Annotated in this window: 27 protein-coding genes and 1 tRNA gene; 13 read left to right on the top strand and 15 right to left on the bottom strand. The window is 46.9% G+C overall.

Annotation, left to right across the window (positions count from 1 at the left end; translation table 11 throughout):
* The first annotated feature begins 7 nt into the window (after positions 1 to 7).
* A complete protein-coding gene (locus HGT70_RS03685) occupies positions 8 to 505 on the top strand; it encodes a DUF2938 family protein (RefSeq protein WP_071430954.1) in 498 nt (165 codons plus the stop codon).
* Between the two features lie 58 nt (positions 506 to 563).
* Here HGT70_RS03685 and HGT70_RS03690 read toward each other — a convergent pair whose 3' ends face one another.
* A complete protein-coding gene (locus HGT70_RS03690) occupies positions 564 to 1,748 on the bottom strand; it encodes a NupC/NupG family nucleoside CNT transporter (protein ID WP_214194915.1) in 1,185 nt (394 codons plus the stop codon).
* A gap of 355 nt (positions 1,749 to 2,103) precedes the next feature.
* Here HGT70_RS03690 and HGT70_RS03695 point away from each other — a divergent pair, with 355 nt between their 5' ends.
* Positions 2,104 to 3,345 (top strand): Nramp family divalent metal transporter, encoded by a 1,242-nt coding sequence (locus tag HGT70_RS03695; protein ID WP_214194916.1) that lies wholly within the window; start codon positions 2,104 to 2,106, stop codon positions 3,343 to 3,345.
* 136 nt (positions 3,346 to 3,481) lie between these two features.
* Positions 3,482 to 4,447, top strand: a complete 966-nt coding sequence (glk, locus tag HGT70_RS03700; RefSeq protein WP_071430948.1) for a glucokinase — start codon at positions 3,482 to 3,484, stop codon at positions 4,445 to 4,447.
* A gap of 34 nt (positions 4,448 to 4,481) precedes the next feature.
* Here the strand turns inward: glk and ypdK are convergent, their stop codons facing one another.
* Entirely contained in the window at positions 4,482 to 4,556 is a 75-nt protein-coding gene (gene ypdK / locus HGT70_RS03705; protein WP_143056412.1) for a membrane protein YpdK, read from the bottom strand.
* Between the two features lie 362 nt (positions 4,557 to 4,918).
* On the opposite strand from ypdK, the gene HGT70_RS03710 reads away from it, so the two are divergent.
* From HGT70_RS03710 to HGT70_RS16770, 6 genes are all read left to right on the top strand, one after another.
* Entirely contained in the window at positions 4,919 to 5,380 is a 462-nt protein-coding gene (locus tag HGT70_RS03710) for a universal stress protein (RefSeq protein WP_071430946.1), read from the top strand.
* A 185-nt stretch (positions 5,381 to 5,565) separates the two neighbouring features.
* Positions 5,566 to 6,276: a hypothetical protein gene (locus HGT70_RS03715; RefSeq protein WP_157725335.1), complete on the top strand. Its 711-nt coding sequence runs from the start codon at positions 5,566 to 5,568 to the stop codon at positions 6,274 to 6,276.
* Positions 6,277 to 6,390: 114 nt separating this feature from the next.
* The gene (locus HGT70_RS03720; protein ID WP_232526840.1) at positions 6,391 to 6,687 is read left to right on the top strand and encodes a hypothetical protein; all 297 of its coding nucleotides are present in this window, start codon (positions 6,391 to 6,393) and stop codon (positions 6,685 to 6,687) included.
* A gap of 296 nt (positions 6,688 to 6,983) precedes the next feature.
* Positions 6,984 to 8,405, top strand: a complete 1,422-nt coding sequence (locus tag HGT70_RS03725; RefSeq protein ID WP_071430940.1) for a cytochrome ubiquinol oxidase subunit I — start codon at positions 6,984 to 6,986, stop codon at positions 8,403 to 8,405.
* Between the two features lies 1 nt (position 8,406).
* On the top strand, positions 8,407 to 9,414 hold the full coding sequence (cydB, locus tag HGT70_RS03730) for a cytochrome d ubiquinol oxidase subunit II (RefSeq protein WP_214194917.1): 1,008 nt from the start codon (positions 8,407 to 8,409) through the stop codon (positions 9,412 to 9,414).
* Positions 9,398 to 9,580: a DUF2474 domain-containing protein gene (locus HGT70_RS16770; protein ID WP_214194918.1), complete on the top strand. Its 183-nt coding sequence runs from the start codon at positions 9,398 to 9,400 to the stop codon at positions 9,578 to 9,580. Before cydB ends, HGT70_RS16770 begins: the two co-directional genes overlap by 17 nt.
* A 205-nt stretch (positions 9,581 to 9,785) precedes the next feature.
* Here the strand turns inward: HGT70_RS16770 and HGT70_RS03740 are convergent, their stop codons facing one another.
* Both HGT70_RS03740 and ahr read right to left on the bottom strand, forming a co-directional pair.
* A complete protein-coding gene (locus HGT70_RS03740) occupies positions 9,786 to 10,214 on the bottom strand; it encodes a GNAT family N-acetyltransferase (RefSeq protein ID WP_157725333.1) in 429 nt (142 codons plus the stop codon).
* Between the two features lie 149 nt (positions 10,215 to 10,363).
* A complete protein-coding gene (ahr, locus tag HGT70_RS03745) occupies positions 10,364 to 11,380 on the bottom strand; it encodes an NADPH-dependent aldehyde reductase Ahr (RefSeq protein ID WP_071430934.1) in 1,017 nt (338 codons plus the stop codon).
* Positions 11,381 to 11,578: 198 nt separating this feature from the next.
* Here ahr and HGT70_RS03750 point away from each other — a divergent pair, with 198 nt between their 5' ends.
* The 3 genes from HGT70_RS03750 (at position 11,579) to HGT70_RS03760 (ending at position 13,287) form a co-directional block, all read left to right on the top strand.
* Positions 11,579 to 12,433, top strand: a complete 855-nt coding sequence (locus HGT70_RS03750) for an SDR family oxidoreductase (protein WP_214194919.1) — start codon at positions 11,579 to 11,581, stop codon at positions 12,431 to 12,433.
* 132 nt (positions 12,434 to 12,565) lie between these two features.
* Positions 12,566 to 13,087, top strand: coding sequence for a GNAT family N-acetyltransferase (locus HGT70_RS03755; RefSeq protein ID WP_214194920.1), 522 nt, complete (start codon positions 12,566 to 12,568; stop codon positions 13,085 to 13,087).
* A 74-nt stretch (positions 13,088 to 13,161) separates the two neighbouring features.
* Positions 13,162 to 13,287: a DUF2256 domain-containing protein gene (locus tag HGT70_RS03760; RefSeq protein WP_157725332.1), complete on the top strand. Its 126-nt coding sequence runs from the start codon at positions 13,162 to 13,164 to the stop codon at positions 13,285 to 13,287.
* Positions 13,288 to 13,317: 30 nt separating this feature from the next.
* On the opposite strand, the gene HGT70_RS03765 is transcribed toward HGT70_RS03760, so the two are convergent.
* Positions 13,318 to 13,389: transfer RNA gene (locus HGT70_RS03765), tRNA-Arg, on the bottom strand.
* Between the two features lie 194 nt (positions 13,390 to 13,583).
* On the opposite strand from HGT70_RS03765, the gene HGT70_RS03770 reads away from it, so the two are divergent.
* Positions 13,584 to 14,753 carry a tyrosine-type recombinase/integrase gene (locus HGT70_RS03770; RefSeq protein ID WP_214195199.1) on the top strand — a complete coding sequence of 390 codons (1,170 nt, stop codon included), beginning with the start codon at positions 13,584 to 13,586 and terminating at the stop codon, positions 14,751 to 14,753.
* Here the strand turns inward: HGT70_RS03770 and HGT70_RS03775 are convergent.
* From HGT70_RS03775 to HGT70_RS03820, 10 genes are all read right to left on the bottom strand, one after another.
* Positions 14,737 to 14,919, bottom strand: coding sequence for a helix-turn-helix transcriptional regulator (locus HGT70_RS03775; RefSeq protein ID WP_214194921.1), 183 nt, complete (start codon positions 14,917 to 14,919; stop codon positions 14,737 to 14,739). The two genes, HGT70_RS03770 and HGT70_RS03775, sit on opposite strands and share 17 nt — an antisense overlap.
* A gap of 72 nt (positions 14,920 to 14,991) precedes the next feature.
* Positions 14,992 to 15,228, bottom strand: a complete 237-nt coding sequence (locus HGT70_RS03780; RefSeq protein ID WP_425328676.1) for a DUF4060 family protein — start codon at positions 15,226 to 15,228, stop codon at positions 14,992 to 14,994.
* 133 nt (positions 15,229 to 15,361) lie between these two features.
* Positions 15,362 to 15,676 carry a DUF551 domain-containing protein gene (locus HGT70_RS03785; protein WP_214194922.1) on the bottom strand — a complete coding sequence of 105 codons (315 nt, stop codon included), beginning with the start codon at positions 15,674 to 15,676 and terminating at the stop codon, positions 15,362 to 15,364.
* 1 nt (position 15,677) lies between these two features.
* Positions 15,678 to 16,082, bottom strand: coding sequence for a hypothetical protein (locus HGT70_RS03790; RefSeq protein WP_214194923.1), 405 nt, complete (start codon positions 16,080 to 16,082; stop codon positions 15,678 to 15,680).
* A complete protein-coding gene (locus HGT70_RS03795) occupies positions 16,079 to 16,618 on the bottom strand; it encodes a phiTE_072 family protein (RefSeq protein ID WP_214195200.1) in 540 nt (179 codons plus the stop codon). Before HGT70_RS03795 ends, HGT70_RS03790 begins: the two co-directional genes overlap by 4 nt.
* Complete coding sequence (locus tag HGT70_RS03800; RefSeq protein WP_244968829.1) at positions 16,618 to 17,208, bottom strand: hypothetical protein; 591 nt, start codon at positions 17,206 to 17,208, stop codon at positions 16,618 to 16,620. Before HGT70_RS03800 ends, HGT70_RS03795 begins: the two co-directional genes overlap by 1 nt.
* Positions 17,209 to 17,293: 85 nt before the next feature.
* A complete protein-coding gene (locus tag HGT70_RS03805) occupies positions 17,294 to 17,623 on the bottom strand; it encodes a hypothetical protein (protein WP_214194925.1) in 330 nt (109 codons plus the stop codon).
* A complete protein-coding gene (locus HGT70_RS03810) occupies positions 17,620 to 18,240 on the bottom strand; it encodes a lambda exonuclease family protein (RefSeq protein WP_214194926.1) in 621 nt (206 codons plus the stop codon). The genes HGT70_RS03805 and HGT70_RS03810 overlap by 4 nt, the downstream gene beginning before the upstream one ends.
* Positions 18,240 to 18,986 (bottom strand): phage recombination protein Bet, encoded by a 747-nt coding sequence (bet, locus tag HGT70_RS03815; RefSeq protein ID WP_214194927.1) that lies wholly within the window; start codon positions 18,984 to 18,986, stop codon positions 18,240 to 18,242. Before bet ends, HGT70_RS03810 begins: the two co-directional genes overlap by 1 nt.
* Positions 18,986 to 19,306, bottom strand: a complete 321-nt coding sequence (locus HGT70_RS03820; protein WP_214194928.1) for a hypothetical protein — start codon at positions 19,304 to 19,306, stop codon at positions 18,986 to 18,988. Before HGT70_RS03820 ends, bet begins: the two co-directional genes overlap by 1 nt.
* Positions 19,307 to 19,330: the final 24 nt, after the last annotated feature.

Genomic DNA, 19,330 nt, shown 5'->3' on the forward strand with positions numbered 1-19,330 from the left:
AAGAAAAATGAACGATATGATTATCTTTAGTCTGGTGGTTGGGATTGGCTCGACGATAGTCCTCGACCTGTGGGCATTGTTACTTTTCAAGTTTAAGGGAGTCTCACCAACGGATTGGGGGCAGGTGGGGCGCTGGTTGTTAGGGCTGCGAAGCGGGGAGTGGGTCGCACGTCAAGATAGTCGGGCACCTATCTCCACAATCGAACTGTTTAGCGGGTGGATGTTTCATTACCTAGTCGGTATCGCCTACGCAGTCATAATCGTTCTTATCTGGGGGCAGGGTTTTATAGAGGTGCCCACACTGATGCCTATCGTAAGTGTTGGTTTGATCTTAAGTACTATTGCTGGACTGACTCTATTTATGCCAGCAATGGGAGCCGGTTTTTGCGGGCGAAAGCTCCCACATCCAGGTAATACCTTTGGCATGATGGTACTTGCCCATGGCGTTTTTACGCTGGGACAATACTTATTTGCGCTGCTGTATGCGAGTGTAGGGATAGCGTAGAAAGGTGTTTCAAGCGCCCCCACACCGGTGTATGAAAAATACCGATGTGGGGAAACTACTAGAGGACGAAACCGACAATAGCCGCCGATAATAAGCTGACTAACGTAGACCCGTAGATAAGTTTCAAACCAAATCCGGAAACAACGTTACCTTGTTTTTCGTTTAATCCTTTGATTGCACCGCTAATGATGCCAATCGATGAAAAGTTAGCAAATGACACCAAAAATACCGACAAGATCCCTTCAGAGCGAGGTGATAACTGTCCTGCCATTTTTTGCAGGTCGATCATCGCAACGAACTCGTTAGACATTAACTTGGTAGCCATAATACTTCCTACCCGTAAGGCTTCACTTGCCGGAACACCAATAACCCACGCTAGCGGATAAAAAATATAGCCGAGAATATTTTGGAAGCTTATCCCGAAGATAGCGGTGAATAGGGCATTGACCGCCGAAATCAAGGCAATAAACCCGATAAGCATAGCGGCAACGATCATCGCGACTTTAAACCCAGCAAGAATGTACTCACCCAACATCTCGAAAAAGCTTTGACCTTCGTGCGTATTTTTTAACGAAAGATCTTCCTCTTGCTTAGCGGTGTAAGGGTTGATAATCGATAACACGATAAAGGTACTGAACATGTTCAGGATTAAGGCAGCAACTACATATTTAGGTTGTAGCATCGTCATATAAGCGCCGACGATGGACATCGAGACGGTGGACATCGCTGTTGCCGCCATGGTGTACATGCGACGCTCAGACATTTTGCCCAAGATATCTTTATAGGCAATGAAGTTTTCTGATTGGCCAAGGATCAGAGAACTGACGGCATTAAACGATTCTAGTTTTCCCATGCCATTAATTTTTGAGAGGACAGTTCCGATAAAACGGATAACGATGGGAAGAATTTTAAAGTGTTGCAGAATGCCGATCAGCGCTGAGATGAAAACAATCGGACAGAGGACATTCAAGAAAAAGAAGGCCATCCCTTTGTCATTCATCCCGCCAAATACAAAGTTGGTCCCTTCTGCTGCGTATTTCAGTAATAGGGAGAAAAAGTTTGAAAAACCTTGTACGACGCCCAATCCAGCGGTCGAGTTGAGGAAAAACCAGGCCAAAAGTAGCTCGATGACTAGCAGCTGTATAATATAGCGATAACCTATATTTTTACGGTCTTTACTTACCAATAGCGCTAAAACAGCTATAACTATCAGTGCTAATACAAAATGGAATGTTTGTGCCATGCAGAGTGCCTTAAAACTGAAGGGATAGTTCGTTGGGCGCTATTCTAGGGCAGACTCAGACGAAAAACGAGTAAAGTTGCGTATTATAAGCAATAGATCTCATTTTTCTTCTCGGAAATGAAATCGTTAAGCGAGTCGTCACGTCAATCCCCACTTCTGTTACTGCGGGCATAGCAAGTACATCAGTTGGTAATAAATCGGTTGCTGATTAGCAAATCAACAGGTACCTTATTATCACTAGGTATAGCCTTTGCTATACTTTAACTTTACGACTATCAGAGTGATAACTCATACCGATTTCTTTTAGGTGTGGAGATCCCCTAGAGTTGGCCATCATGTTTAACAGGACTTATCTATGCCTAGTCGCCCTAAAACGACAGCTACTCTCATGACGCAACGTAAAGCCAAAATGTCGTTACTAGGACCTGCTTTTATCGCGGCCATTGGTTACATTGACCCGGGTAATTTCGCGACAAATATTCAGGCCGGCGCCAGCTACGGCTACCAACTACTGTGGGTAGTCGTGTGGGCCAATATCATGGCGATGTTAATTCAGCTGCTCTCTGCCAAGCTAGGCATTGCGACGGGTAAAAATCTCGCTGAACATATTCGCGATCGCTTTCCCAAACCGCTAGTTTGGTTTTACTGGGTGCAGGCAGAAATTATCGCGATGGCGACGGATATCGCTGAGTTCATTGGTGCGGCGCTTGGTTTTAAATTACTTTTCGGGATCAGTTTGCTCGAAGGGGCGATGATTACCGGAGTCGCAACGTTTCTGATTCTTATGCTACAGCGACGAGGCCCTAAACCCCTAGAGTGGTTAATCGGCCTAATGTTGTTATTTGTTGCTGGTGCTTATATTGCAGAGCTATTTTTCTCCCAGCCCGATCCTCGCGGTTTACTGATCGGTATGGCGGTTCCTAAACTTCCTGATACTAATGCCTTGTATTTAGCCGCTGGTGTGCTGGGTGCGACCATCATGCCGCATGTTATTTACCTGCACTCCGCGCTGACGCAGCGTGGGGACGTCGAGAACAAGGCACAACGCTATGCCTCAACCAAGCTGGACGTGGCGATAGCGATGACCATTGCGGGATTTGTTAATTTAGCGATGATGGCGACGGCTGCAGCCGTATTCCATTTTAATGGCCATACGGGGATTAGTGAGCTTGATCAGGCCTATATGACCCTTAAACCCTTGTTAGGCAGTGCTGCTACGGTCGTGTTTGGCTTGAGTTTAGTCGTGGCGGGCCTCTCTTCCACGGTAGTAGGGACCTTAGCTGGACAAGTCGTGATGCAGGGTTTTGTACACTTTAGTATCCCCTTATGGCTGCGGCGGGCTATTACTATGCTCCCGTCTTTTATCGTTATTTTGGCGGGTATGGATGCAACGAAAATATTAGTTCTTAGCCAAGTTGTTCTAAGTTTTGGGATTGCGCTTGCTCTGATCCCATTGTTGATGTTTACTAACCGCACTGAAATTATGGGTGATCTGGTTAATACCCGCTGGATTAAAATCGCAGCATGGGGGATCATTCTTATTGTCGTTTGTCTTAATCTAGGATTATTATTCGGCGATTTTTTTGGCTTGACGTAATAATCAACATAATAAAACAGTAAGGCCGGAGGAATGATCACGATGTGGTGGTCGATTGTAACGGACTTTACTCCAAACTCAGCTTCGTAAGCTCAAGCTTGCGAGCACGATTTATCCCGAGTGGAGCATTAAAATAATGACTAAATATGCATTAGTCGGCGATGTGGGTGGCACCAATGCACGGTTAGCGCTCTGTGATGTGGCTAACGGATTGATATCGCAGATTGATACTTTTCCAACATCAGACTACCCGAGTCTTGAGGCGGTTATTCGCCACTATTTAACGCTGCAACACATTGAAGTGGTTGATGCTTGTATCGCGATTGCCTGTCCTGTTAAAGGCGATTGGATTACGATGACTAATCATCCTTGGGCGTTTTCTATCCAAACGATGAAAGAGAATTTGCGCTTCGAACACTTTGAAGTGATTAACGACTTCACGGCAGTCTCGATGGCTATTCCAATGCTTGGCGATAACGACGTCCTGAAATTTGGGGGAGAAGAGCCGGTTGCCGACAAACCTATCGCTATTTATGGCGCAGGAACTGGGTTAGGCGTCAGCCATTTAGTCCATGTCGACAAACGCTGGGTTCCATTACCAGGGGAAGGTGGGCATGTCGATTTCGCCCCGAACAGTGAAGAAGAAGATCAGATTTTAGAAGTTCTTCGCGAAGAAATGGGGCACGTCTCTGCTGAACGCGTACTTTCTGGCGCGGGGCTGGTTAATCTCTATCGTGGTATCGTCAAAGCTGATCATCGCGTGCCCGCAGAGTTAAAACCACGCGAAGTGAGTGAGCGTGCGCTAGAAGACAGTTGTACTGACTGTCGCCGAGCACTGGCTCTTTTCTGTGTCATTATGGGGCGCTTTGGTGGAAATCTTGCCTTAACGCTAGGGACTTTTGGCGGGGTGTATATTGCGGGCGGGATTGTTCCGCGCTTCCTTGAGTTCTTCAAAGCATCGGGCTTCCGTGCTGCCTTCGAAGATAAAGGCCGCTTTCGCGATTATGTGAAGGATATTCCGGTTTATATGATCACCCACGAACAGCCGGGCTTACTTGGCGCTGGCGCTCACCTTCGCCAGACGTTAGGCACTGTCTTGTAGCGAACTCGATAAAACAGGGCTAAAGCCCTGTTTTTTACTTCAGTAGTAGAACAAAAGTCCCTAACCACAGAACAACGAAAAACGAAATTCCCATTAGTGCATATTTCATAAGATATCCTCTATTCTCATTTTTTTACGCTGAATACCTTGGGTACAGCTTCATCACCATCTTACAACGTGACGTTTATCACGTTTTTGATCCCGCATAATGTACGTCGGTTTAACGAAAAAAGATAGAATCCCTTACTGATATTTAACATGTTTGGATAAAGCTAAATAAAAAAGATGACGTTGTAGCGTTGTCTCGGCCAAGTAAAGCCTAAACCTATTCCGGAGTGGTATCGGTGTTATTTATAGCGTGTAAAAAGGCTTAATAGCGCTAGTGATATTTTTGCTAAAACCACAAATTTACTTGAGTCAGGATTTGAAATCGCAGTAGAGTGACTGCTTTATCAGTTAATGGATAATGTGATGAAGACACTACTAATGGCGATCGATCCTCTAAGTCCCCCTTCACGCTCTCTCACGCGGCTTACACTCGAAGAAGCGAGCGCTCGCGATGCATCGGTAGTGATCCTTTGCTGTATTCCGATAGAGGGCAGTGTAGGAGGGGAGGTCATGAATATTGACTGTGCGATTGATGAAAGTTTGCAGCAAGTCACTTCACCTCAAGACTCCTTAAACTGCGCAGAAAGCGCGGTGCGAACAGCCCTTATTCCTTTCCAACAAGCGGGTATCTCTGCTCGAGGTCTACTATGCCGGGGGGAGCCTGCGGACACCATCGTCGAGCAATCGTTAAAGTTATCTGCCAGTATGATTATCATGGGCCGACGCCATCTTACCCCGTTTAATCGACTGTTTAAGGGATCTGTTAGCGCAGCGGTACTCGAAACCGCGAGTTGTCCGGTATTAATCGATATAGATAAAGAGTAAATATTCATTGGGATTAAGACCCGCGTGTTGCCGGGTCAACCTGATGCTAAGTAAGTGCTATTGTTAGCATGAGGTAACGGGCCGAGCGGTTATTTTACCTCGCGCTGAGTACTTTTAACGATGTTGCCTTATGTCAGGCGCTAACGGCTAGACATGACGCAGTATTTGATAAGTGGATTTTATTAGTGCGTAAAGTGTCTTTGATTATTATTACAGCCGTTGTTCTGGGTGCTATGGGTTATTATTTTTATCCGGCCTCACCGGACCCGCGACAACTTGCTGAGCAAGCAGCGATGGAAAAATTTGCAGCGTTGCCTGGGTATCGACTTCTTAAACAGCAAGAACCGCAATTGTGGCACGAAGTGAGTGAGACTTTCGCGCATTCTATTGCCCAAGGACACTCTTTCGCACAAGCAATCGGCGAAGTACGGGGACAACTTACTGGGCTGGTGAATTTAAGAATCATTAAAGCCGATGATCAGGCCGTGACCGAGTATATCGCCGTGGCAGTCAGTGAGATGCAAGCATTAAATAAAATCTCTGCCGAAAGTTGCTTTCGCTTCCTCTATCCTCAGGTATCAGGTGGCGTCAATATAGGCGTGCTTCTGTCGCCATCGATAAATACTGCCGATCAGCAGGCTTTAGAGGGGCTATTTCTACATAGCAGAGGTCAGGATCGCCCACTTAATGTCAATGATGCTAATCAAACTTTAAAAACTGTAGTCAATGACCTCTATCCTTATTGGGGGAACCAGTTACAACAACTCAATCAACCTGAGGATTTAGCCACGGATCACCAGAAGCTTTGTGCAATGTCGATAGATCTGTATCACACTATTCTAAAACGTCCTCAACATGCGGCAGCGAATCTTATTCGTCAGATGGTGATGGGCTAATGGCTACTCAGAAAATGCTGATAATCTGAGTTTTTAGTTGGAAAAATCTTTGGGTGAACGGGGATTCCTCTATAGTAAACGCCTTAAAATTCGATTCTACCTACGAGGCGATATATGGCGTTAAACAATAGAGTGTTAATGGGTATGACAATAGGAACCGCTATTCTCTTAACAGGGTGCGCTAAACAGCATCCCGGAGGCTTTACAGAGGTGGCTCGGGATAAAGTCGCTCACACATATCAGTTTCGCTACCAGCCTCAAAATTTAGACCAAGCCGCGCTTAATGCCTATATTAGCCAGCGCTGCGCGCAAGAAGGATTTGATAAAGTCGATCCTTTACCGGAAGGGCCCGCAGCGCTACCCGGTTATAAAACCCGTTGGTTCCAATGTAACTATTCAATTAAAAACTAATCATATAAGCCAGCGACATGCTGGCTAAATGTTTTACTTATTTACCTTTTATTAACATTAATGAGCCTCTTCCTTCTAATTGCGCCATTCCAAGCTACACTTTAATTACCTTATATTTACCGCGTAACATCAGCGACCCACTTGCCCGCGAAAAACCGATAAATAAGCATTATTAATTCTGTTCTTATGAGACGAGAAGCGTAAAATAGTTTGATAAAAATCAACATGTTAAATGAAAAACCCAGATGTTAATGGATTTCATTAATTGTCTTTTAATTGTAATGTAAGAGGTGGCAATGTTCGGGCTTGATGCATTTCATCTGGCGAGATTACAGTTCGGTTTTACTGTATCTTTCCATATCTTGTTTCCGGCGATCACAATCGGTCTAGCGAGTTTTCTTGCTGTACTCGAAGGATTGTGGTTAAAAACGAAAAACGAAACCTATCGCGATTTATACCATTTTTGGATAAAAGCGTTCGCGGTTAACTTTGGGATGGGTGTCGTTTCTGGTCTGGTAATGGCTTATGAATTTGGGACAAACTGGAGTGGATTTTCCCAATTCGCGGGCAGTATCACGGGTCCGCTATTAACCTATGAAGTATTGACCGCCTTCTTCCTGGAAGCAGGGTTCTTAGGTGTTATGCTCTTCGGCTGGAATCGCGTTGGACGTGGCTTGCACTTCTTTGCAACCTGCATGGTCGCGCTGGGAACCATCCTATCGACCTTCTGGATCCTTGCCTCTAACAGTTGGATGCAGACGCCACAAGGCTTTAGTATCCAAAATGGAGTCGTAATTCCAGAGAGCTGGATGCAGATTGTCTTCAACCCTTCATTCCCCTTCCGTTTATTACATATGAGCACCGCAGCCTTCTTGGCAACGGCATTTTTCGTTGGTGCTTCAGCGGCTTGGCACTTGTTGCGTGGCAATAAGACTCCAGCCGTTAAAAAGATGCTATCGATGTCATTGTGGATGGCGTTGATTGTTTCACCTATTCAGGCTTTCCTCGGCGATGCTCACGGGCTTAACACCCTCGAGCATCAGCCGGCGAAGATTGCAGCGATCGAAGGTCACTGGGAAAACCCTCCTGGCGAGCCAACACCGCTGATCTTGTTCGGCGTACCGGACATGCAGCAGGAAAGGACTAAATATGCGGTGGAAATCCCTTACTTAGGTAGTTTGATCCTGACTCACAGCTTACACCAACAGGTTCCAGCGCTAAAAACCTTCCCGAAAGAAGATCGTCCTAACTCGACCATCGTGTTCTGGTCTTTCCGTGTGATGGCCGGTCTGGGGATGCTAATGGTGCTGCTTGGGGTCGCGAGCCTCTGGATGCGTTACAAGAAGCGTCTGTATGATTCACGTCCTTTCTTGTGGTTCACGTTGCTGATGGGCCCATCGGGCTTAATTGCGATGTTAGCCGGTTGGTTTACTACAGAGATTGGTCGTCAACCGTGGGTTGTCTACGGTGTACTCCGTACCCGCGATGCGGTATCTCCGCATAGTACGTTACAAATGACCTTTAGCCTTATTGCCTTCATCGTGATCTATGCCTCGGTATTTGGTATTGGTTACGTATACCTGATTCGTCTGATTAAGAAAGGTCCTGTAGAAGGCGAGGGCAGGGAAGAGATCCACGGCGGTCCTGGTCAGCATCATACGCCGGCGCGTCCATTGTCTGCGGTAGATGCCTCTAAGAAACCAGAGGAGAAAAAATAACATGGGTATCGATCTCTCAATTATTTGGTTCACCATTATTATCTTTGCCATCTTGATGTATATCGTGATGGATGGCTTCGATCTAGGGATTGGCCTAATTTTCCCTTTTATCAAAGATCCTGTCGAACGTGACATGATGGTCAATACCGTCGCCCCTGTCTGGGACGGTAACGAGACATGGTTAATCCTCGGTGGCGCGGCGCTCTATGGCGCCTTTCCATTGGCTTACGCGGTGATTGCTGACGCATTATCTATTCCGATCACCTTGATGCTGTTCGGCTTAATCTTCCGCGGTGTGGCGTTCGAGTTCCGTTTTAAAGCGACAGAGCACCATCGACCGTTCTGGGATAAAGCGTTTATTGGTGGCTCTTTCTTAGCGACCTTTATGCAAGGTATCTCAGTCGGAACGCTGCTTAACGGCATCCAAGTCACCGGGCGTGTCTTTACCGGAGATGTTATGGGATGGCTCTCGCCTTTCCCATTATTCTGCGGGGTTGGACTGGTACTCGCTTACGCACTGCTAGGCAGCAGCTGGCTTATCATGAAGACGCAACATGCGCTGCACGATAAGATGTCACAGTTGACTAAGCCGCTGACTATTGGGCTATTAGTGGTGATTGGCATCATTAGTATCTGGACGCCTCTAGCACATAACGCTATTTCAGAGCGCTGGTTTACCCGCCCGAACCTCTACTTGTTCATGCCTGTTCCGGTCTTGGTCGTACTGTGTGGGATTGGCATCTTAAAAGCGATTAAGCGCCGCGCTGATTATGCGCCATTCTTATTAACACTGGGGCTTATTTTCTTGGGCTTTACCGGTCTTGGCATCAGCTTATGGCCGAACATTATTCCGCCCTCGATTTCAATTTGGCAAGCCGCGTCACCGCCACAGAGCCAAGGCTTTATGTTAGTCGGCGGGTTATTGATTATCCCAGTGATTCTGGCGTATACCTTCTGGAGCTACTATGTCTTCCGCGGAAAAATTTCTGAAGATGAAGGATACCACTGAGTTGTCGAGCAACGTGCGTTCGGTTAAATCAGGGAATGAGAAGGTCCCCGATAAAGCTGCGCAATTGCGTTGGCTACTGCTACTGTGGGCGGGCAGTGTCGCCGCTCTCGGTGTGGTAGCAGCGATTATCTGGCTGTTAATGCACAGTGCGGGGATGACCCGCTAAAAACTTAGTCGTTGTACAGCCACAAATGCCAGTCGGTTAATCCCGCTGGCATTTTTTTTTCCCTGTTTTCTCAATAATTACTCTTTATTCACTTACTGGGTGGTGAAGTTCTTCTCTCATCGAGATAGTTAAAGAATCCGTATAAAAAAACCGGAGACAGGCTCCGGTTTTTTTAATTATGCTAAAGGCCTCTTAGGCGCTTGGCTTACTGCAAGCTTAAGTCGGTATAGCGCTGCATTTTAACAAACTCGACGCCATCTTTGATAAACGGTTCACTACAGATCTGAAAGCCTGACTTTTGATAGAAGCGAATAGCGGTACGGCGGCTATCTAAACTGACTTTCTTGATACCCGCCTGATCGACGATCGCTAAGGTTTGCTGTAAGAGTTGGGTACCATATCCGCGAGACTGATACTCTTCTAAGGTGGCAAACTTGCGGATGACCCAGCAATCATTACTGGTCATAAACAATGATACGCAGCTGATCAATTTATCGTGAACGAATAAGCCGAAATGGCGAGCGGTATCGTCATTATCTTCTGCTAGGCGTAATGACTCGCGCGGGCGGTCTGGCCATAGCACGTGTTGGCGAAGGTCTAAACATTGTTCAAGAGTAATTGGCTCAATTTTCACAGTCATCTACCACTAGCAAAGAGTTAAGGACACAGGCTAATGTGGACATAAGCGCGTTAAAATTCAAGTAACTTATGCTGAGAAACAGAAAATTTAATTGAAAGGGGACGAACGAAGGGGATGAGGAGGAACCCTCCTCATCCTAGGCCTTAGAAATCGGCCTTGAGTACGACACGGAAGTTAGCTTTACCTTCACGTAAATGGTCTAACGCATCGTTGATTTTCGACATCGGGAATGTTTCGATTTTTGGCGTAATTTTCTTGCGTGCGGCTAATTTTAACAGCGAACGCAGCTCTCCTGGAGAACCGGTCGATGACCCACCGATCGATTTATCACCCGCAATCAGATCGAAGGCAGCGACTTGGATAGGTTTCATCACTGCGCCAACAGTATGGAATTTACCTTCAGGGGCGAGTGCATCGAAATAAGGTTTCCAATCGAGGTCGACGGCGACGGTGCTGATGATCAGGTCAAAGCGTCCCGCCTGCTCCTTGAGGGCCTGCGCGTCACGGCTATTCACCACCTCGTCCGCTCCAAGCTCGAGGATTGACTCTTTCTTGCTCGGGTTAGAGCTGAACGCGACAACTTCAGCGCCTAGAGCTTTCAATAGTTTCACCGCAAGGTGGCCGAGGCCGCCAATACCAATTACGCCGACACGACTCATCGCATTAACTTGGCTCATCAGTAGTGGTTTGAATACGGTGATCCCGCCGCATAATAGTGGTCCAGCCAGCGTTGGGTCCAACTGTTCTGGGAGGGGGATGACCCATTGCCAATCTGCACGAATTTTTTCGGCAAACCCACCACGGTTTAAGATGGTAGGCGTCGCCCCGGCTTCACAGTTAGAGTGATTGCCGCGAATACAGGCGTCACAGTGTTGGCAGCTTTTTGCTGACCAGCCGATACCCACGGCTTGGCCAATTTTTAGGCCTTTATTTTTTGCGTTTTCACCGAGCGCAGAAACACGGCCTGATACTTCATGACCGGCGATTAAGGGATAGCTTGAGATCCCCCATTCGTTATCGATCATCGAGAGATCTGAGTGGCATAATCCACAATAATCAACGGTAACTTCAACTTCTTCTTCACCGAGTGGTGCTGCATCGTACTCATAGAGTTCTAAGGCTTGACCGGCAGCAGGAGCAGCGTAACTTTTAATTTTCATCTCTTTTCCCATTTTGGTGACACTTCAAAAATTTAATAGATGGCTAAGCAGATATTTTGCCACCCACGTAGTGTAGCTGACAAAGCCACTTTGTGCGGCTGGTTGCGTATTGAACAACCCTACACTAGCCTTATAGGAGTATTTACTTTGTGTCGGCCGAGCGTTATCCAGAGTCGATTCACTCTTTCAGGAGGAATTATGAGCAAGAAGACGGTGCTAATTACCGGTGCAGGTAGTGGTTTTGGACGTGAAAGTGCATTCCTTTTAGCGAAGAAAGGCTACGATGTCATTGCCACAACGGAAATCGTTGCACAGATCCAACCCCTGAAGAATGAAGCTCACGCGCTGGGCCTGAACATTCAGGTCGAGAAATTAGATATTAGCGACGAAAACGATCGCTTACGTGCGGCGCAATGGTCGATCGACGTATTAGTCAACAACGCTGGGATTTCAGAGGGCGGTGCGGTGGTGGACCTGCCTGAGGACAAACTACGTCGTCAATTCGAGGTTAACGTCTTCGGGACTATCCTCCTTACCCAACACTTTGCGCGTCAATTCGTCGAGAAGAAACAAGGGAAAATTGTTTTTATCTCCTCAGTGGCAGGGATTACTACCGATCCCTTCGCTGGCGCTTATTCAGCCTCTAAGCATGCGCTAGAAGGTTTCGCAGAAGCCCTTAATAAAGAATTGCAAGAGTTTGGGGTACAGGTCGCAACCGTTAATCCAGGCCCAATCCTTACCGGCTTCAATGATCGCATGTTCGAAGCCTGGACCCACTGGTGGCCGGAAGATAAACTGGACACGGTGTTTGATTACGAAGAGCTGGCGTTCCCTCACGAACAATTCCATCCTTTCCAAGTATCCGAAGTGATTGCCCGCGTAGTTAGCGGAGAAATTACTCAATACCGCAACGTCGTACCAGAAGAGATCGTGGCAGATACGCAGAAACAGATGCAGGAAGTGTGGTCACGCGAAGTCACCTCACAAGCCTCTCGCCACCCGCTGGTGCAGACGGCTTACGATATCGACCCTGAGACGCCAAACGGTCGTTAGTTTTACAAACCACTCGTTGAGGCTATGGGCTCCTTAGCCTCATCGTTAATTCGCCTAGCATCCTCTATCTTGCACTTCGCTTAACGCTCTGTTATAGATAAGTTTTTCTTAATCTTAAGAGGAACAGATGAGATGAGCGTAACGATACGTGCTGTCACCCGACACGACGCCCCACGGCTAGCCGAGATCTATGGCCAACCCGACACGCAGCAAAATACTTTACAGCTCCCTCATCCTTCGGTTGAACTCTGGGAACAAAAAATCATCAACTATCCGAATGTCGGACACATCGGTTTTGTCGCCGAATTAGACGGGCAGGTTGTAGGCAATATCACCTTATTTACTCAGCAGGTTGTACGTCTTAAACACTCGGTATCGTTCGGACTTGCTGTCGACCACCACTTCACGCGCCGGGGAATTGCGCGGCAGTTAATCGAGTTCGCCTTAGATTATTCGTTTAACTGGCTCGCCGCACAGCGGGTCGAACTCTCGGTTTTCGCCGATAACCCGACCGCCATCGCGCTGTATCGGCGATTAGGATTCGTGACTGAAGGCACACAACGCCAGGCGGCATTTAAAAACGGGCGCTATCAAGACACGATAATGATGTCGATACTCGCCAGCGAGTATTTCGTCGACGCACCGACGGATTAATGGATCAAAGCCATTTGCGGCAAGGCGTTAAGCGCAGATGGCTCATTTCTTCCTAAACGAGTGGGAGTCTCTCAATGAAAAAATGTGATCGGCCTACCAAGATCTGCACGGTGTGTGGCCGCCCTTTTACCTGGCGAAAGAAGTGGGAAAATTGTTGGGACGAGGTGAAGAAATGTTCCGAGCGTTGTCGGCGGCAATAGGGGGGGGTGGTTATATAGGGGGAATTGAAGTGTCCCCTGCAGGAATCGAACCTGCAACTAGCCCTTAGGAGGGGCTCGTTATATCCATTTAACTAAGGAGACGTTGCGCGTTAGTGTTTCTGGTTGTTCGCGACTGTTCCGATGTTACCGCAATTCCTCACATCCTATCAAGTAGTTCTGTTGTCAATGTACACACCTTGTTTTATTTTGTTCTATGTTGTTCGCGGTTGTTCATTTGCCATTGAGTACATATTGCGTACATAATGAAAGAAACAACTGTGTACATTCTCATAACTATGGCTCTCAGCGATACCAAACTCAGAAACATAAATGGCAAGCCTTATGACGGCCCAGCGGAGATAACTGACGCTGAGGGGCTTAGTGCCAGAATCACACCATCGGGAACTATCGCGTTTCAGTTCCGCTACCGATGGGAAGGTAAGCCTGTTCGCCTGACTATCGGGCGGTACCCATCTATGTCATTAAAGGATGCCCGTATCACTATCGGTGAGATGCGCGAATTGTACACGCGAGGCATCAACCCGAAAACCTATTTATCTTCCCCTGGTGATGATATTACCCTGCAGGTCTGCCTAGACCAATGGTGGGAAAAGTATGTCAGCGGACTAAGGAAGAACACCCAAATACTTTATCGCTCCGTCGTGTACAACACGATGTACACAGAGTTTAAGGGTATGCCTGTACACAATATCCCTGTTTCTCAGTGGGTCCGGTTCTTCGATAGGCAGGAGAAGGACAACAAGAAGAAGGCGAGGGTTCTGCTAATTCAGCTAAGGTCCGTTATTAACTGGTGTATTAGCCGGCAGTTGATACCTTCATGTGAAGTGATGAAGCTCAGTGTAAAAACTATCGGCAAACGCTCAGATATCGGAACCCGTGTTCTTACCTATGGCGAGCTTGCTAAAGTGTGGGTCGCGCTTGAGAACTCCAAGATACATTCCTCTAATCGCCTCCTGCATCAACTTCTGCTTCTATGGGGAAGCCGCCTATCAGAAATGCGCCTGGCGACGATGGATGACTTTAACCTCGATGACTTAATCTGGACAACACCATCGAGTATTTCAAAGATGGGTAATGTCATCAGGAGGCCAATATTCTCGCATGTTCAGCCTTACATTGAGCGGCTGATGAATAACGGGAATCACATTCTATTTCCGGGGATGGAGCTTGATAAACCTATCGATAGGTCATCGTCTAACCTTTATATGGCTAAGCTAAGGGAGAAGGTTGATATACCAGATTGGCGGACGCACGATTTTAGACGATCCATCGTCACAAACCTGTCCGGAGAAGGGGTTCCGCCCCACGTCACCGAGAAGATGCTGGGGCATGAACTTGGGGGAGTGATGGCCGTGTACAACAAACACGACTGGATTAGTGAGCAGAAGGACGCTTACGAACTGTATGCCGATAAAATATTCTGGCACGTTAAGAGAATCGGTTAGGATTTCTTGATAACCAATCATCGACGTCACTGCGTAAATACTGCGATGGGTATTGCAATACCGGCTCCGGGAATCCCTCTTTTTTTCTTAGCCGGTAAAGAGCTGTTCGTTTTTTACTGATTAGCTTGAATACTTCTTCTTGTGTCATTAAGTCAGACTGTTGCATAGCATTCTCCTTTACCCTCCCGCAGACATGACGATGCCGCCGATTATCGGTGCGGGAATAGGGTGGTTTGATTTATTGTTCGTGATGAACTCTTGATAGGTTCCTGCATCCGGTGATTACCGTTGCGGATATGGTTGTCTTTCTGGTGACTACTTCGATTTGATAATGCCGGTCACGGTAGCCGACTGAATACACGACATGGTGATACTTATTGCCAGTTCCGTACTTCAGTCGATGCTTATCGATAGCTTTACTAGCTACCACGATATGCACTGGCTCGGTATCGCCACGGATAACCTCACGCATCATGTATTCCTTCTTACTTCACCACACACAAGCTCATGCTTAGGCTGAATATCTTTCATAGCCTCTATCTGATGCTCGCATTGTGATTGGGTGGGGTAGATTGTGTTATTGAGGGGTAATGCTTGAGTGTTGATGATTAGGGGTAGGGTGAAGCCGAGAGTGATTTCGGTATCGGCATATAGTGAGTTATGTCATCGAGTTCATAGCTGTAATCGTCACCTAACCATGTCCTGCCTTTATCATCCCAGCGTTGAACTTCGTAACGTGAGTCATTAAATACAGTCTTCACTAAATACCACGCTTCTTTGTCCGGTAGTTTTTCACTGACTGAAATCCATTGCAGACCCTGTCGAAAATCTCGCAACTCCTTCAGCGCAAAGCGTAGCCCAATCTCGCCAAGCTCTCTCTTCCCTTCGATCGCTTCGTTAAGTGCTTCTTCTGTTATTCGCATATCACTCCCCCCATCCGTTTAGGCGTTTAATTTCTGCTAGGCACTCATTCCATCCATCCTTTTTACCAGAATGGTAATCGGTATGTTCAGTCCCTTCGTGGTCACCAGGCGACTTAATATCCTGCACTGGCGGGGCGGGGTAAAGTGCAGTTTCTACCTTGCAGCAGATTGAGAATACCTTATCGTCACCGCACTCTTTCTTTGTTAAGGTTTCACCAGTTCTATATAAGACAGCCACTGGCTCTGCCGTTAGTGATGCCAGTGAATCCTTATAAGCAGAAAGCTCCATCGATTCATCATCACTCAAGCCAAATGGTATTTCATCCCGGCACTGTTCCATGCTAGAGATTCGGTCCTTTAGCCAGTCAATTCTCTTTTGACGCTTCTCTTGTGTTAATGCGATCATGATGCCTCCAATTCAAGCTGTTTAAGTCCCGCGCGAACTGCATCAATTATTCTTGATAGGTACTGATATTTAGGATTCGGGACGGTGGGCCAGCCAGCATAGAACGGGTCATCACCAAATAAACTCAATAGATGATTCCCCACGAGGCGACTACAACAACTTTCTTTCACATCATCGGAATTGATGGCCTCATCCCACATATCCCTAGCTTCTATAGCATTTATTTCATCATCTCTTCGAAGTTTAATTATTTCTTTCTGGACGAAATTAATATTCGCATCATTCTCGTCATCAATTGTGCTTTCTAGCGAACTATCAAAATAGCCGATAAGGTAATCATTGCTGGCTCGTTGAATAAACTCTTGAACCGTATCGCCACCCATCGCAAACCAAGCCCCTGTCCATGCCTTCCCGTAACAAGTGACTGTAATTCTTCCTTTACCGGGTTCGTAGTTTTCAATCATTACTCGAATTGGGTCTAGTCGCTCAGCGCCAGTTATCGTTAGTGATAGAACGTTATTTTTCTCAACAGTTATCATACTGCCTCCACTCGCTTAAACTCTACTACCCATACGAACGGGTTAGACTGCCAGCTATCTTGGCCGTAAATTGATTCCCAAAGACGCTGAAAAGCCACCTTAGCTGTAGCAAAATCGCCTTTTGGCGTTAGATATGTGTCAGGGTAATTAGGTAATAAGTCTCCTGCAGGGGGTACCCCTTCTTTAACTGCATCACTCTCACTGATAGCCCGTAACCGCTCTACCCGAATATCAGTAATCTCAAGCGTTATACGTGAAGCCCAGCGGGGCATGTGGATTGATGGACGCCAGCGGAAAGGAACGTGTACATCGCTTTCAGGGCTATAGATACCTCTAACACCATTGACCTCTTCAATATCTAAACGGCGGTTATCATCAGCTGCATACCAAACATCGTCGTTAGGGTAGTAATTTGCAAAATCACTACTCCACGTTTCCCTAACCCATAGGCGATCACCTACCTTACCGAAAGGGCAGTGACCGGCAAGTGCTACTACGCTACTGGTTCCACCCCATCCGTCCGGTGGCTGAATCTTAATAATTCGCCTCGTCTGCGTTTTATTGCCGGATAAAATCGCTCTTACCATTTCACCGTTGAAGATAATGCCGCGTTCTTTAATTTGTTTATCCACTTTACTCTCCACTATAAGTTAGCCTTCCTTGGCGATGGGGTTATGCCCGTTGCTGTTCTTCAAATTGCCGGTAGTTGAGGATTATCTGTTTCTTTTTCTTGTGCATAACACGCTTAGGTTTCTTCTCCAGCGTATAGAGCCTATCCATGGCTCGGCCTTCTGTTGGGTATGGTTCACCGAATGAAACCTTGCTGGTTTCACCTCGAAAACTACCGCGCATGATTGTGTTGATTTGACCGAGGGTTAACTTGAAGTGGTCGGCGAGTTGCTGTCCTGTTTGTGGGCCTTTAGATAGCTTCCATTCTATCTTTTCTGTTATCCCTGCCAGTGGCCCACCTGCGTTTCTACGAAAGTGGGGTATCTTTTTCATGCCACCTTCCTGTGACTCAGGATTGTAGAGATTTCCTGCTCCATGTCGGATAGGAACGAAGCAATCTCGACCTCTATCTCCTTGACCAGCTCATCATCCTGATGAATCCTTGTCTCGAAGTAAGCTAAGTCCTGCGGTAAACGGTCGTCATAACTGACAAAATCACACCATTTACGCCCCGTGCACATCATCTGGGCGTGCATTTGCAGAAGGTATTCACGCTTTGGCTTGCCAGTTCGCATGGTTTCCAAGTGCGTAGCGGTATTCGGGCATTTGATTTCGATAAGGCCGTCATCATTAACTAGCCCATCAGGTGAAGCGCCGAATCCATCAATGACAGGGTGGGGGATAAATCCTACTTCCTTAACCTCAGCATCGAACTGATTAAGCACATACATTTCCCGAGCAACTGGCTCAAGCTCAGTACCTCGAATCATTGGCCCACTGGTAAGCCCCTGCTCAACTTTCCCTGTTAATCGCTGGCATATCAGCTCCATCATGTAGTTCTTACGGCTTGCAGAGTAACCAGACTTTGTTTTAGCCATTACATCAGCAAGACGACTTGCAGTAATGCGACCGCAACGGGCCGCAAACCAATCATCAGTACGCTGTTCCATTATGCGACCTCCTGATTAACTACCTCACCATCTACCACGCCGCTAGCATCCTCACTAATACGCTTGATACGTTCTTTTTCGTCATTGCCGATAATTGCTCTATCTGCCGGAGACAAACTTAACCAGTGAGACTTGAACGCCTCTATTCCAGACTGCGCGGATTTTTCTGCAGCAGAAACTAAATCAGGTCGCCTTTCGTCTGACTGCTTACCAGCGTCAACGCCCGCTGGCGTACCTTCAATTACTCGCTCTGCTTCATCCTGGTCGAATATTCCAGCAAAGCCGAATGCCATCCTTGCACACTGTATAAGCGATTTGTGACGTAGCATACGGGTAGGGTGTGACTGCCAAGGCTGGGTATTTCTTTTACACTCCCCCATGTACTCGGTAACGATTGTCGGGTGGTTCCTGTCCTTGCGGTAAATCTTACAAGTACAAGCTCCTTCATCCTTGTCGTAATTAAATTCCATGCCATCAAACTGAGGATGCTCATTGATAATCCTAGCCCAGCCATCAACGCCAACCACGGGAACGATTCCCCCTTTATCAGGGAACGCATAAATCTCTTTAGTCCATGGGTTCAGGCCGTACTGGTTTGCAACAATCAGTAGGGCAGTAAACTGTTCATCTGTAACGTTTCCGCCTTTGAATGCCGTATTTTTTAAGGTGTTCATCAACTCTGTGCCAGCTTCCATGCCTAGGCGGGTTGCTAGCTTATTTGCCATTGTTGCTAATGCGGTAGTCATTATGCTGCCCCTTGAAAGTCTTTTCTGTGGTCGTAAATCTCAAATGCACGCTCAGCGATAACACGCGACTCAACCATGTCATAAAGTGATTCAGTCCCTTTGCACTGAGCATCCATGTCGTAATCTTGCAAGTATTGGACGGCCCGCTTGGTGTTGTCTGTTTCGTTTAACTTGATGAGTAACTCAAAGATGGGGTTTGACTTGATAGATGCTAATACTTCGCCGGTACGTTGCTTAATTAATTCGTTCTCTAGCTCATTGGAGCCTGAACGCAGGGTTTCGACAATCTGCTTTAGCTCTCTTACATCCTGAATGTTCATTTTGACCTCCAGAAATCTTTGATG

This window comes from Rosenbergiella collisarenosi, assembly GCF_018494085.1.
GTDB classification, from domain to species: Bacteria; Pseudomonadota; Gammaproteobacteria; order Enterobacterales; family Enterobacteriaceae; genus Rosenbergiella; species Rosenbergiella collisarenosi.

Excerpts from the sequence above, each read along its gene's own strand:
- HGT70_RS03820 (WP_214194928.1), bottom strand. The coding sequence starts at position 19,306 with ATGAACATTCAGGATGTAAGAGAGCTAAAGCAGATTGTCGAAACCCTG.
- HGT70_RS03775 (WP_214194921.1), bottom strand. The coding sequence starts at position 14,919 with ATGCAACAGTCTGACTTAATGACACAAGAAGAAGTATTCAAGCTAATC.
- HGT70_RS03760 (WP_157725332.1), top strand. The coding sequence starts at position 13,162 with ATGAAAAAATGTGATCGGCCTACCAAGATCTGCACGGTGTGTGGCCGC.
- HGT70_RS03755 (WP_214194920.1), top strand. The coding sequence starts at position 12,566 with ATGAGCGTAACGATACGTGCTGTCACCCGACACGACGCCCCACGGCTA.
- HGT70_RS03690 (WP_214194915.1), bottom strand. The coding sequence starts at position 1,748 with ATGGCACAAACATTCCATTTTGTATTAGCACTGATAGTTATAGCTGTT.
- HGT70_RS03695 (WP_214194916.1), top strand. The coding sequence starts at position 2,104 with ATGCCTAGTCGCCCTAAAACGACAGCTACTCTCATGACGCAACGTAAA.
- HGT70_RS03805 (WP_214194925.1), bottom strand. The coding sequence starts at position 17,623 with ATGAAAAAGATACCCCACTTTCGTAGAAACGCAGGTGGGCCACTGGCA.
- HGT70_RS03685 (WP_071430954.1), top strand. The coding sequence starts at position 8 with ATGAACGATATGATTATCTTTAGTCTGGTGGTTGGGATTGGCTCGACG.
- HGT70_RS16770 (WP_214194918.1), top strand. The coding sequence starts at position 9,398 with ATGAAGGATACCACTGAGTTGTCGAGCAACGTGCGTTCGGTTAAATCA.
- HGT70_RS03785 (WP_214194922.1), bottom strand. The coding sequence starts at position 15,676 with ATGCGAATAACAGAAGAAGCACTTAACGAAGCGATCGAAGGGAAGAGA.
- HGT70_RS03780 (WP_425328676.1), bottom strand. The coding sequence starts at position 15,228 with ATGATGCGTGAGGTTATCCGTGGCGATACCGAGCCAGTGCATATCGTG.
- bet (WP_214194927.1), bottom strand. The coding sequence starts at position 18,986 with ATGACTACCGCATTAGCAACAATGGCAAATAAGCTAGCAACCCGCCTA.
- HGT70_RS03725 (WP_071430940.1), top strand. The coding sequence starts at position 6,984 with ATGTTCGGGCTTGATGCATTTCATCTGGCGAGATTACAGTTCGGTTTT.
- HGT70_RS03810 (WP_214194926.1), bottom strand. The coding sequence starts at position 18,240 with ATGGAACAGCGTACTGATGATTGGTTTGCGGCCCGTTGCGGTCGCATT.
- HGT70_RS03710 (WP_071430946.1), top strand. The coding sequence starts at position 4,919 with ATGAAGACACTACTAATGGCGATCGATCCTCTAAGTCCCCCTTCACGC.
- glk (WP_071430948.1), top strand. The coding sequence starts at position 3,482 with ATGACTAAATATGCATTAGTCGGCGATGTGGGTGGCACCAATGCACGG.
- HGT70_RS03750 (WP_214194919.1), top strand. The coding sequence starts at position 11,579 with ATGAGCAAGAAGACGGTGCTAATTACCGGTGCAGGTAGTGGTTTTGGA.
- HGT70_RS03720 (WP_232526840.1), top strand. The coding sequence starts at position 6,391 with ATGGCGTTAAACAATAGAGTGTTAATGGGTATGACAATAGGAACCGCT.
- ahr (WP_071430934.1), bottom strand. The coding sequence starts at position 11,380 with ATGAAAATTAAAAGTTACGCTGCTCCTGCTGCCGGTCAAGCCTTAGAA.
- cydB (WP_214194917.1), top strand. The coding sequence starts at position 8,407 with ATGGGTATCGATCTCTCAATTATTTGGTTCACCATTATTATCTTTGCC.
- HGT70_RS03790 (WP_214194923.1), bottom strand. The coding sequence starts at position 16,082 with ATGATCGCATTAACACAAGAGAAGCGTCAAAAGAGAATTGACTGGCTA.
- HGT70_RS03770 (WP_214195199.1), top strand. The coding sequence starts at position 13,584 with ATGGCTCTCAGCGATACCAAACTCAGAAACATAAATGGCAAGCCTTAT.
- HGT70_RS03800 (WP_244968829.1), bottom strand. The coding sequence starts at position 17,208 with ATGGTAAGAGCGATTTTATCCGGCAATAAAACGCAGACGAGGCGAATT.